The sequence below is a fragment of the Polaribacter sp. 20A6 genome, assembly GCF_011378915.1.
GTDB lineage: Bacteria > Bacteroidota > Bacteroidia > Flavobacteriales > Flavobacteriaceae > Polaribacter > Polaribacter sejongensis.
Genome location: NZ_WTPZ01000003.1, coordinates 660,442 through 673,046, shown reverse-complemented (window position 1 = coordinate 673,046; position 12,605 = coordinate 660,442). Strand labels below are relative to the sequence as shown.

Annotated in this window: 13 protein-coding genes and 1 pseudogene; 7 read left to right on the top strand and 7 right to left on the bottom strand. The window is 30.0% G+C overall.

Features of this window, described 5'->3' with window-relative positions:
- Positions 1–110 precede the first annotated feature (110 nt).
- The 6 genes from GQS57_RS10060 to GQS57_RS10035 all read left to right on the top strand — a co-directional run bounded on the left by GQS57_RS10060 (position 111) and on the right by GQS57_RS10035 (position 4,478).
- Positions 111–1,142, top strand: a complete 1,032-nt coding sequence (locus GQS57_RS10060; protein ID WP_165732712.1) for a hypothetical protein — start codon at positions 111–113, stop codon at positions 1,140–1,142.
- A 183-nt stretch (positions 1,143–1,325) separates the two neighbouring features.
- The gene (locus tag GQS57_RS10055) at positions 1,326–1,658 is read left to right on the top strand and encodes a hypothetical protein (protein ID WP_165732711.1); all 333 of its coding nucleotides are present in this window, start codon (positions 1,326–1,328) and stop codon (positions 1,656–1,658) included.
- The gene (locus GQS57_RS10050) at positions 1,658–2,203 is read left to right on the top strand and encodes a hypothetical protein (protein ID WP_165732710.1); all 546 of its coding nucleotides are present in this window, start codon (positions 1,658–1,660) and stop codon (positions 2,201–2,203) included. Before GQS57_RS10055 ends, GQS57_RS10050 begins: the two co-directional genes overlap by 1 nt.
- 182 nt (positions 2,204–2,385) lie before the next feature.
- Positions 2,386–2,919, top strand: coding sequence for a hypothetical protein (locus GQS57_RS10045; RefSeq protein WP_165732709.1), 534 nt, complete (start codon positions 2,386–2,388; stop codon positions 2,917–2,919).
- A 405-nt stretch (positions 2,920–3,324) separates the two neighbouring features.
- Positions 3,325–3,783, top strand: a complete 459-nt coding sequence (locus tag GQS57_RS10040; protein WP_205860252.1) for a helix-turn-helix domain-containing protein — start codon at positions 3,325–3,327, stop codon at positions 3,781–3,783.
- On the top strand, positions 3,729–4,478 hold the full coding sequence (locus GQS57_RS10035) for an IS3 family transposase (protein ID WP_368855184.1): 750 nt from the start codon (positions 3,729–3,731) through the stop codon (positions 4,476–4,478). Before GQS57_RS10040 ends, GQS57_RS10035 begins: the two co-directional genes overlap by 55 nt.
- Before the next feature lie 331 nt (positions 4,479–4,809).
- Here the strand turns inward: GQS57_RS10035 and GQS57_RS10030 are convergent, their stop codons facing one another.
- The 6 genes from GQS57_RS10030 to GQS57_RS10005 are packed head-to-tail and all read right to left on the bottom strand — an operon-like array spanning position 4,810 to position 11,047.
- The gene (locus tag GQS57_RS10030; protein ID WP_205860251.1) at positions 4,810–6,114 is read right to left on the bottom strand and encodes a TRAP transporter large permease; all 1,305 of its coding nucleotides are present in this window, start codon (positions 6,112–6,114) and stop codon (positions 4,810–4,812) included.
- Positions 6,115–6,116: 2 nt separating this feature from the next.
- A complete protein-coding gene (locus GQS57_RS10025; protein WP_165732708.1) occupies positions 6,117–6,608 on the bottom strand; it encodes a TRAP transporter small permease in 492 nt (163 codons plus the stop codon).
- A 2-nt stretch (positions 6,609–6,610) separates the two neighbouring features.
- Positions 6,611–7,585, bottom strand: a complete 975-nt coding sequence (locus GQS57_RS10020) for a TRAP transporter substrate-binding protein (RefSeq protein WP_165732707.1) — start codon at positions 7,583–7,585, stop codon at positions 6,611–6,613.
- 11 nt (positions 7,586–7,596) lie between these two features.
- A complete protein-coding gene (gene uxaC / locus GQS57_RS10015) occupies positions 7,597–9,006 on the bottom strand; it encodes a glucuronate isomerase (protein WP_165732706.1) in 1,410 nt (469 codons plus the stop codon).
- Between the two features lie 11 nt (positions 9,007–9,017).
- Positions 9,018–10,205: a mannonate dehydratase gene (uxuA, locus tag GQS57_RS10010; RefSeq protein ID WP_165732705.1), complete on the bottom strand. Its 1,188-nt coding sequence runs from the start codon at positions 10,203–10,205 to the stop codon at positions 9,018–9,020.
- Positions 10,206–10,219: 14 nt separating this feature from the next.
- Complete coding sequence (locus tag GQS57_RS10005; RefSeq protein WP_165732704.1) at positions 10,220–11,047, bottom strand: SDR family oxidoreductase; 828 nt, start codon at positions 11,045–11,047, stop codon at positions 10,220–10,222.
- 163 nt (positions 11,048–11,210) lie between these two features.
- Here GQS57_RS10005 and GQS57_RS10000 point away from each other — a divergent pair, with 163 nt between their 5' ends.
- A complete protein-coding gene (locus GQS57_RS10000) occupies positions 11,211–12,254 on the top strand; it encodes a substrate-binding domain-containing protein (RefSeq protein ID WP_165732703.1) in 1,044 nt (347 codons plus the stop codon).
- Positions 12,255–12,327: 73 nt separating this feature from the next.
- Here the strand turns inward: GQS57_RS10000 and GQS57_RS18995 are convergent.
- Positions 12,328–12,426 (bottom strand): annotated as a pseudogene (locus GQS57_RS18995) (fructose-6-phosphate aldolase); the annotation flags it as partial.
- Positions 12,427–12,605 lie beyond the last annotated feature (179 nt).

Genomic DNA, 12,605 nt, shown 5'->3' with positions numbered 1-12,605 from the left:
TACTCACTTCAATTTTCCTGCGGAAAATAGCCGTTCATAAAAATCGCAACTTTCCATAACACAACAACGTTGGGCGTAAGTTAAACGAATAACTTTCAAACTAAATTAAAATGGGAATATTAGATTTTCTTTTTGGTAAAAAAACTTCTTCAACTAAGAAAATAAAGAATAAAGAGATTTTTAATCAAAATGAATACAATAAGCTTAAAAGAGAAACGAAAATTCTTCAAACAGAAAATAAAGAATGGGAAAAAGAATTTAATGACACTATTTCTTTAAGAGAAAAAGCAAAAAAACTAGAAAAAGAAAACAAATTAAATGAAGCTTTAGAAATTTATCTTAACTCTATAAATATAGCTAAAAACAACAGCAAATTAAATATTTATAATTATGCTTTTGATATAGATAGGGTAATAATATTATATAGTAAGACAAAACAAAAAGAAAAATTAATAACGTTTCTAGAAGACAAAATAAATAAACATCGTGATTTTAACAAGGTAAATAATTGGATTGTACGTTTATCAAAACTTAAAACGAATAATACAATAAAAAGAAACACTTTAAAACCTTCCGACATTAATCATCAAATTGCTAATGTTCCTACTCTAGGAAAACAAATTGAAGATTTTAAGAGAAAGATGCCAGAATTTAATTTTTACTTCGATATGAAAGAGAATTCAGACACATTAAATTACTCTAATAATGTACCTTTCGAACTTTCAAAAAAACTTTCTGAATTCAAACAAAAATTTGATATTATTAAAAGTAATGCCAAAGTTTCTGAAAACACAGGTAATTATAAAACAGCAATTGAAGCGTATGAAAAAATGATTAAAGAGGAATGCGAAGATGTCGCTCCATATGAAAGATTAATTGTAATATATTCTAAGCTTAAATGGAAACAGGAGGAAATAGATATTATTGAAAGAGCAATAACATTTTTTAATAATCTTAAAGAAAAACAATTATTATATGTAAACTATCTTGCAAAAAAATATGGAATGGAAGATAAAGCTCAAGAATACATATCACAGAATAAGAAAATTTATTATTATCTCGGAATATTTGAACTTTATAATCCACAAGTCACGAGATTAAATAAGTGGAAAGAAAGATTAAAAAAAAGAAAACAAAAATAACACTAGCTACAACACCGTGTAATAAAAATTGCTAAATTAGTGCTTTATCAAAAGTAGTTGCATTTTTACTCACTTCAATTTTCCTGCGGAAAATAGCCGTTCATTAAAAACGCAACTTTCAATACACAACAACGTTGTATGCAATTAAAAACGAACATTCTACTAACCATTAAAATTTGAAAAATGCCATACATAATTAATCATCCTTCTACTGTCTTAAGCCCAAAGAGAAATGTCAAAAATGTTACTGTATTTTATAATGGTGGAGCAGTCCCTGGTGGATATTCAGTTGCAAAACTCAAATGGAATGGAAATGACGTAATTGGAATACGTTGGAATATTACCGAAAATGAAATTCACGATAAGGATAAAATCAGCGGAAAAAAAGTATGCTTGGGCGAACCAAATTCAAGAGGACATTCAACTTGGTTTATATTACCCGATGACTTAATTGAAAAATTAATAACAGGTGGAGTTTTAGCCAAGGACCTTAAAAAATATCTTGACCAAAAATAATGACGGAAGAAACTAAAGAATATATTGCCAACTATAATTTGAAATTTAGTAAAATTCAAAAAGATGATTTAGCTTCACTTTTTGAGAAATTTAATACTCTTTATCCAATGTTTAATCGTTTGTATAATGACGCATTGAGAGAAGAATCAGTTAATGACAAAAAACTAAAAGGATTTGGCGATTTTAAAAGAGCAACATTTTTTGTCAGAGATTATGTTGGAGCTCAAAATATAATTGATAATTTAAAAAAAGATAAGCAGATTAATTCTATAGTTGAGATTGCCGATTTAATTAATAAAAATGTTTTTCATATCAATTTACAAGATGGACAAGGACAAGAAAAAACTGATAAAGAATTAGCAACAAATCTTTTGAGCGAAGAAGTAGAAATTAAAAGCAAAGCGGTTTTAAGCCTAATTTATAATGTAAGATGTAACATAGTTCACGGACACAAAGACTTTCAAGAATACCAAAGACTTTTAATGGAACCGATAATCGGAATTTTGAGAACTATTGTAAATACATTGGAAAATCGGATAAAATAACTGCATACAACACCGTATATAATTTATTGCTGGCTTCTCGCCTACTTACGAAAGTCCTCGCGGACTTTCTTGGTCGGTAATTATTTACTAAATTAGTTGCTTGAAACACGCAACAAACCATATACAACAACGTTGTAACACATTTGAGAGAAACGAAATACATATCGATTATAATTTTATCATTGACTTTTAGTTATTGTGCAACTAAACAGAAAATAAGTGAACAAAAAAAAGAAAATAGTTTTGAAAAATATGTAGAATATATTTCGAATGATTCTACTTTCAATAAAAAAATCAAAAGCTATTTTGGAGATTTTTCAAATTGTAAAAAATTGAATTTTAATACAAATAGTTATGTAAAACCTATAAAACTGAACGAATTTCCATTTGGAATTTTAAGTAGAACCAAAATTTTGAATGAATTAAAAGATTTTGAATTTTTAAGTGAAACTGAAAAAATGGAAAAATTTAATTCAATTTATAACTTTTCAGAATATTACTCTGAAAATCTTTCCAATAGAAACTGGAATAATGAATGTGGAATAAAACTAACTTTTGCGAAAAAGATAAACGGAATTCTACCATTAAAATTTGAATTAATAGATAAAGAAATTGATTCCAGAATAAATTATCAACCAAGAAAAGGAATTTATATTTTGGAATTTAACAATGAAAATAAAATTATAGATAGAGAATATATAATATTTTCAAATTAAATAAAAAATTGAATTTAACGGAATAAATTATGTCAAAAAGTATTCACGTAACAATTAAAAATTTTAGAAAGCTTACAAAAGAAGAAATTAACGAACAATTTTTAGACCCAAACTCTGATTTAAAAAAATGAAATAAAAAATCAGAAATTAAGAAAAAAGTAAAATTAGAAAGAAAAAAGAAACGAAGTGAAAAATAAAAACGTGTTACAACACCGTGTATAATTAATTGCTTTGTAAGTCCTCATCTGGAATATTCCTTCGGAATATTCTCAGGTTCGTGAAAGTTTACTAATTTAGTTGCTTAAACACGCAACTAATCATACACAAACACGTTGTAGCACATTAAAAAAATGTACTTTCCTGAAATAGGTTGACTAAAAATTAAACACTTAATTATAGTCATTTATGAAAACTCAAAAACAACCCTGGCGAAAAAAAACGTACGAAAAAGCAACTTTAGAACTCAAATTATTCGTCGTTGACCAAATTCAGAATGGACAGATTTCCACAAACTTTGCTTCCAAAAAATATGATGTTCCTAGAACTACAATTGGGTATTGGATCAAAAAATATAGTACTTTAGTCCAACAAAATACTGGTATGAGTAAATTAGATGAGATTAAAAAACTAAAGGAACGTATTGAAGAACTGGAGTTTGTAAAGGAATTTCAACAAGATATTATTGCTGACATGGAAATCATTACTGGAGTCGATTTGTCAAAAAAGTCGTTGCCCAAAACATTAGCGAAAGAGATAGAACTAAAAAAGAAAAACCGTTTAAAAGAAAATGGTTCTATGAGTGTTTTGGGATTAGTAAACAAGCTTTCTACAAAAGACTCAAAACCCAAGAAAACAAACGAATAAACGATGAAAAAGTCATCGCAATGATACAGGAATATCGAAAATTAGTTGGTATGAGAACTGGCGGAATTAAGCTATATGATGAACTTAAACAAGACTTTATAAAACAAGGTATTAAAATAGGTAGAGACAAGTTGTACGATGTGTTAAGGCTTCATAATTTACTTGTTCCTAAGCTTAAAAACTATGTAACAACAACAAATTCTAATCATCAATTTAGAAAATATAAAAACCTAATTAAAAACCAAGTTCCTACTCGACCAGAACAATTATGGGTAAGCGATATAACATACATAAAAACGGACAATGGACACAACTACCTAGCAATCGTTACAGATGCATATTCTAAGCAAATTATGGGGTATAATCTCGATAATCATATGAAGACATCACTTTGTACAGAAGCGCTAGAAATGGCTATTAAAAATAGAAAATACCCTGATGAAAAATTAATACATCATTCTGACAGAGGTTTTCAATACTGTAACCCGAAATACACAGCCTTTGCAGAAGAAAATGGCATAATGATGAGTATGACAGAACAATATGATCCTTATGAAAACACAATTGCAGAGCGAATTAATAGAACTTTAAAATATGAATATGGACTTAGAAATTGCATTAAAAACACTGCCATTGCTCAAGAAGTAACAAAAACAAGCAGTATATATTTACAACAATTTAAGAACCCATTTTAGCTTAGACTTAAGAAAACCAGCAGAAGTACATTTAAATCCAAACATCAAATACAAATCATATCGAAGAAATAATGTAAATTTGACTGAACTAAAAATTTAAAAACAAACGTAGTTCAGATTATTTTTGGCCTTCTAAACGGCTAAAAAAATAATTTGAACGATATAAATTAATCTAAAAAAAGGTCAACCTATATCAGTATAATACACTTCAAGAAAGGTTCTATTTTAGATGCTTTTTAAAACTAATAAAATCAACATTCTTTTTAATGAAAAAAGCTCAACCTAAAGAAAGAAATAGGTTGAGCTTAAATATTATGAATTAATGTGTTTTTTACAAGTTAAACAACCTTGGTAAAAACATTGATATTTCTGGAATGTAAGTAATTAACAGTAGAACAATCACCATAATTAATAAAAATGGCAGCAATGGTTTTATAACTTGAGAAACCGAAACTTTAGCGATTCCACTCCCCACGAAGAGGATGGTTCCCACAGGTGGTGTACACAAGCCAATACAAAGATTTAACACTAGAACGATACCAAAATGGACAGGATGCATACCTAACTCTGTAACTACAGGTAAAAAAATAGGTGTAAAAATTAGAACGGCTGGAGTCATATCCATAAAAGTTCCAATAATTAATAATACTAAATTGATTAATAAAAAGATGACGATCTTGTTACTGAATTGCTCTAATAAAAAATTGCTAATTAATTCTGGAATTCCTTCAAAAGAAAATAACCATGACATTGCCATAGATGTACAAATTAAAAACATAACTACCGCAGTAGTTTTTGCACTTGCTAATAAAATAGCTGAAAAGTCTTTTACTTTTACATCTCCATAAATTAAAGCAAGAACCCCTGCATATAGAACAGCAATTGCTGAAGCCTCTGTAGCTGTAAATATCCCTGCAACAATACCACCAACTACAATAACTAGTAATAACAAACTAAAAAAAGCTTTTCTAAAATATGTAAAAATTAAAGAAAGTGGCACACGTTCTCCTTTAGAGAAGTTTCTGGTTATTGCCACATAAGCAACATACCCCATTATAGCAAAGCCTAACAAAATACCTGGTAAATAACCTGCAATAAATAAAGCTGCTACAGATGCTGTACCTCCACTTGCTAAAGCGTAAACGATTAAAATATTACTTGGCGGAATTAACAACCCAGTTGTAGATGATGTTATATTTACAGAGGCACTAAATTCTCTAGGATATCCTTCTTCTTCCATTCTGTCTGTCATAATACTTCCAATAGCAGATGTTGCTGCAATAGCAGATCCTGAGATAGCTCCAAAAAGCATCGACGCTAATACATTTACATAAGCTAATCCTCCAGGTAAACTCGCTACTAAAGACTTCGCAAAATTAATAAGTCTATTGGCAATTCCGCCACGTTTCATAATTTCTCCGGCCAACACAAAAAAGGGAATTGCTAAAAGTGCAAAACTATCAATACCTGTTGTCATACGTTGTGCAATTGTTGTGATTCCAGGTAATTTATCAATATTAAGCAGTAAACTTATAGTGGTAGAAATACCAATACTATAGGCTACTGGAACTTTTAACATCAGTAACGTAAAAAAACTTAGGAATAAAACTATAATACTTATTATTTCTATACTCATAATTAATCGGTTATTTTGTTAGTACTTATTTTGCGTATGTGATATATTGAAAAACACATAATAAGCAAACCACTAAAAGGCAAAATAGAATATATGTATCCTAAAGGTATCCTTAATGTTCCTGATAATTGGCCTAAATGTAATGTAGTATAAACAAGGTTAAATCCACCAATTACCATAACTATCAATGCAAATAAAAACACACAGATTTCGATAAAAAACAGCACTTTCTTTTGTAGTTTAGGTGAGAATTTCTGAAACAAGAAATCCATTGATAAATGTTCCCTTCTTCCGCTAAGGTAGGCTGCCCCTAAAATGGATAACCAAATTAATGAAAAACGTGCTAGTTCTTCTGTAAACGTAAATGAAGTATTTAAAATATAACGTGAAAAAACTTGTAGTAATACATCAATTACCAATAACCCAAATATAGAAACCAATATTGTTTCCATGATTTTACAAACTCTGTTAAAAAGGATGTCTGCTGATTTCATATCTACTGATTTTTTATTTTATTAATAATCCCACTCATTTCTGGGTGTTCTTTTTCAAAAGCTTCTAAAACAGGTTTTGATTTCTCTTGGAACAATGCTTTTTCAGGAATAATAATTTCTACACCTGCTTTTTTTGCAATTTCCATTGATTCATTTACAGAATCATTCCAGAAAACCTTCTGTGATTTAGATGACTCATCTGCAGACTCTTGCACCCAAACTTTTTCTTCATCAGATAATGTATCCCAGTATTTTGTGCCAATTAATAAAACATCTGGTAAAGAAGAATGTTGATCTAAGGTATAGTATTTACTTACTTCATAATGATTAGAAGATACAAATGAAGGCGGATTATTTTCGGCACCATCCACAACACCTTGTTGTAGAGCAGTGTACAACTCTCCAAAAGACATTGGTGTTGCAGAACCTCCCAAACTATTTACCATATTTATGGCCATTTGGTTGTTCATTACACGAATTTTAAGCCCCTTTAAATCTTCTGGAGTTCTAATTGCTTTCTTTGAAGTATAAAAACTTCTACTTCCTGCATCGTAATAACACAAACCACGTAGCCAAAATTTACTTCCTTTTTCTAAAATTGATTTTCCAACTTCACCTTCTAAAACATCAAATTGATGTTGTTTATTTCTAAATAAATATGGAATTCCCAATACATGATATTCTGGAACAAAATTAGACAACGTTGCAGCACTTACTTTTGTGACAGCTACACTACCTATTTGTAATAATTCTAAAACTTCTCTTTCTGATCCTAATTGGCCATCAGGAAATATCTTAATATCCATTTTCCCTCCAGATTTTAGTTTTAAGGCTTTCTTAAATTCTAAAATACCTTTGTGTACAGGATGTGTTTGAGGTAAAGTATGTGCTAAATACATCATCTTTACATCGTCTTTCTTTTCGCACCCTTGTAAAATGATTAAAAGAAAGATGGCACAAAACAGTCTATGCAACATAATAAATTATTTTAGTTTTTAAAATTGAAATAGTTCACAGCATTGTAATAACAAATGTTTTGAATCATTTTCCCCAGAAATTCTATATCATTTGGAACCAATCCTTTTTTAACATCTTCTGCAATTAGGTTGCACAATATTCGCCTAAAATACTCGTGTCTTGGAAAAGATAAAAAGCTGCGACTGTCTGTTAACATACCTACAAAACGACTTAATAAGCCCATATTTGAAAGTGTGTTTAATTGTTTTTCCATGCCGTCTTTTTGGTCTAAAAACCACCAACCAGAACCCCATTGCATTTTACCTGGAATATCCGCATTTTGAAAATTACCCATCATTGTTGCAAATACTTCATTTTGAGAAGGATTTAAATTATAAGTAATGGTTTTTGCTAATTGACCGGTAGATTCAAGTTCATTAAATAATTTAGACATAAATTCTGCCATTGGAAAATCACTTATAGAATCGCAACCAGCATCAAATCCTATTTGCTTAACTAATCTAGAATTATTATTTCTAATAGGTCCTAAATGGTATTGTTGTACCCAATTATATTCGTGATATTTTCTTCCTAAATAAAGGAATAAAAAAGATCTATATTTTTCAATTTCTAAAACAGAAAGAGTTTCTTCTTTTAGTTTCTTATCAAAAATTTGCGCAATTTCTTCCTCTGTGAAATCAACAATTGAAAGCGTCGCTCCAATACCAAAATCAGATACTCTACATCCATTTTTATGGAAATGCGCAATTCTATTATCTATTGATTTTATAAAATCTGATAAAGAATTAATTTTTATTCCTGAACATAGCGCCAACTTATTTAAATAACTTGTAAATTTTGTTTCTCCTATAAAGAACAACTCGTCTGACCTAAAGGTAGGTAGTACTTTTGTATAGATATTCATTTTAGAAATTGTCTGATGATATTCTAAACTGTCTGTAGGATCATCTGTAGTACAAATAACCTCCACCTTCATTTGTGCTAATAAATCGGCAGGTGTTTTATGTACTAAAATAGCATTGGCTTTTTTATAAATAGTTTCTGCTGTAGAGGGTTGTAAAATTTCATCAATATCAAAATAACGCTTCAATTCTAAATGCGTCCAATGAAATAAAGGATTTCTTAAAGTATGCGGAACCGTTTCTGCCCACTTTAAAAATTTTTCTTTCTGGGTCGTTTTATCGCCAGTAATAAAAGCTTCTTCTATACCATTTGCACGCATTCCCCGCCACTTATAATGATCTCCATTTAACCAAGCAGCTGTAATATTTTCAATAGGCTTATCTTCTGCAATTAGTTGTGGTGATAAATGATTGTGATAATCTATAATTGGCAAATCTTTAGCATATTGATGATACAATTTTACTGCGACTTCAGATTGTAATAAAAAGTTATCGTTTATAAATGTGGTGCTATTCATTTTTATTTTTTTTATAACGATCGTCTAATTCCTAATTCTAATCCACGTAATTCTGCCAAACCTCGTAAACGTCCGATACCTGAATATCCAGGATTTGTTTTCTTTTTTAAATCGTCTAACATTTTATGTCCGTGATCTGGTCTAAAAGGCATTCTAACATCTTTTCTTCCTGCTTCAGCACGTTTTTGTTGCTCTAAAACCAACGCTTTCATCACTGCAAACATATCTACATCACCATCTAAATGATCTGCTTCATGAAAATTCCCTTCAGCATCTCTTTTTGTAGCTCGTAAATGAATAAAATGAATTCTATCTCCTAAACGTTCTACCATTCCTGCTAAATCATTATCGGCTCTTACACCAAAAGACCCCGTACAAAATGTCAATCCGTTATTTGGCGATTTTACAGCATTATAAATATCTTCGATATCTTTTTCTGTGGATACTACTCTTGGTAATCCTAAGATTGGAAAAGGTGGATCATCTGGATGAATACACATTAAAACACCTGCTTGTTCTGCTGACGGAATAATCTCTGATAAAAACGAAAATAAGTTTGCCTTCAATTCTTTTGGGCCTACATTTTTATAAGTCGCCAAAATTGCATTGAATTCCTCTAGAGAATACCCTTCTTCAGCCCCTGGTAAACCTGCAATAATATTTCTAATTAATCTTTTTTGATCTTCTGCTGAGGCATTTTTTAAAAACTCAGAAGCTTTCTCTTTCTGAGCATCAGAATATTCTTTTTCTGCTCCTGGTCTTTTTAATAAGTACAATTCAAAAGCTGCAAAAGCTGCTGCCTCAAAACGTAAAGCGGTAGAATTATCCGAAACTTCATAATCTAAGTTTGTTCTCGTCCAATCTAAAACGGGCATAAAATTGTAACAAACAATATCAATTCCGCATTCGCCTAAATTCAACAAAGTTTGTTTGTAATTGTCAATATATAATTGGTAATCTCCAGATTTAGTTTTAATATTTTCATGAATTGGCACAGATTCTACTACAGACCATGTTAACCCAACATTTTCTATAATTTCTTTTCTTTTGATGATTTCATCAACCGTCCAAACTTCACCATTTTTAATATGATGTAATGCAGAAACAACACCTGTTGCTCCCGATTGTTTTATATCTGATAAAGAAACTGGGTCATTTGGTCCATACCAACGCCAAGTTTGTTCTAAATTTTGTATCATTTTATTCTATTTTATTAAACGCCACTATAAGCTGCAAATCCACCATCAATAGGAATTACAATTCCTGTAACAAAAGAAGATGCATCATCACATAAATATAAAGTTGTACTAATTAAATCTTCTGGTTTACCATAACGTTCCATTGGAGTTTGATCTATAATTTGCTGACCTCTTTTAGTTAAACTTCCATCTGTATTTGTTAATAAAGTTCTATTTTGATCTGTTAAAAAGAAACCTGGTGCTAATGCATTCACACGAATTCCTACTTTAGAAAAATGAACAGCTAACCATTGTGTAAAGTTAGAAACTGCAGCTTTTGCACCACTGTAAGCTGGTATTTTAGTTAACGGAGTAAAAGCATTCATAGAAGAAATATTCAATACAGAACACCCTTTTCTACCCACCATATCTGTTGCAAAAACTTGTGTAGGAATTAAAGTTCCTAAGAAATTTAAGTTGAATGTAAATTCAATTCCTTTTGGATCTAAATCGAAAAAAGTCTTAAAACCTTCCGTTTTGTTTGCCAAATCTTCCAATTCCAAAAAAGGATTCGAAGTAGTTCCTAAAGGATGGTTCCCTCCCGCTCCATTCACCAAAATATCTACTTGCCCAAAAGCTTTGTTTACTATTTCTTTAGCCACTATTAAAGAATCTTTTTCTAAAACATTGGCTGCAACACCAATTGCTTTTCCTCCAGCTTTTATAATTGAATCCGCCACCTTATCTGCAGCTTCTTTTCTTAAATCTAAAACGGCAACGCTGTTTCCTTGTTCTGCAAGCGCCATTGCTAAAGCACTACACAACACTCCTCCTGCACCTGTTAATACAATTGTTTTATTCATCTTTAAGGTTGTATTTTTAATTAAGATTAGTAATTTCCGCACATTTACGTGTACGCACACACAAATATAACATAATTCCTCGTGTGCGCACACAAAATTGCATTTATTTTCACTAAATTGCATAAGATTAAAAATATACATAAAAGCGTTTATCAATCTTAATATGATAAAAATAAAAGATATTGCCAGAGAAGCAAAAGTCTCTGAAGGCACTGTAGATAGAGTAATACACAACAGAGGTGGTGTTTCTAAGAAAACGGAAGCAAGAATTAGAAAAATTCTTGACCATCATAATTTTAGCGTGAATCCGGTTGCCAGCGCTCTTGCTATGAAAAATAAACAGCAAATATCTATTTTAATCCCAGAATATAATGATGATGACTTATTTTGGAAATTGCCTTATATGGGGCTTTTAAAAGCAACCAACGATGTTGTAAGTTTTGGAGTACATGTCAATAGTTTTACATACAATCAGTACGATCCAGTTTATTATTTAAATACGTTTAAAGAGTTGCTAAAAACAAAGCCAACTGGAGTAATCATGGTACCCAATTTTTCTAAAGAGACCCAGCTAATTGTAGATGAGTTAGAGGCTTTAGACATTCCCTATATTTTTTTAAATATTGATATTAAAGGATTTAACAACATAGCATATGTTGGTCAAGATTCTTATACCGCAGGTTATATTGCAGGTAAATTAATGAAATTTAACATTCCAGATGCCTCAGAAATTTTAATAATTCAATCTCGATACAACATCACCAAAAACAATGCGGTTTCGAATAGGATTGAAGGTTTTAATAATTATTTTTTAAAAAATAACATTAATTATAAAGTGCAAACTTTAAAAATTGAAAATTTAAAGAACTCTCTAGAAACAAAAGGAATCATCAACGACTACCTAAACACACACCCGCAAATAAAAGGAATTTTTGTTCCCTCTAGTAGAATTTATATTGTGGTAGATTGCATAGAGGATTCACATTTAAAAAACATAGAATTAATAGGTTTTGATAATACTCCGCAAAACACCCAATGCCTTTTAAACGATAGTGTTTCTTTTTTAATCTCTCAAAAACCCTTTGATCAAGGTTATGAAGCAGTAAGAATATTATCTGATTTTTTAATTCACAATAAAATACCGAATACAAAAACACACCTCCCTATAGATATTCTTATAAAAGAAAATGTAAAATACAACATGTGAAATGATTTTATGATAACTTAATTTTGTTTTAATTCGAATTTACTAAAATTTAACTTAATATTAAAAAACTAATAGTCATTACATCTGAACCAAGTTTTGCACAATTTATCACACGCATTGCATTTCTTACAGGTACTGATAAAATTTGAGTTTTAAAACTGTAATTATCAAAATTTGTCAAATTTATTTTGTATCGAGAATTAGAATTACTTTTCTCTAATAACCATTTATTTTCTTTTAGTTGATAAAAAAATTAAGTCTAATTTTAGAAAAGCGATTCCGTATCAACCTAATAAAAAATATTAAATGTTATAAAACAAAAAAACCTGTGAAATTTATAGCTTCACAGGT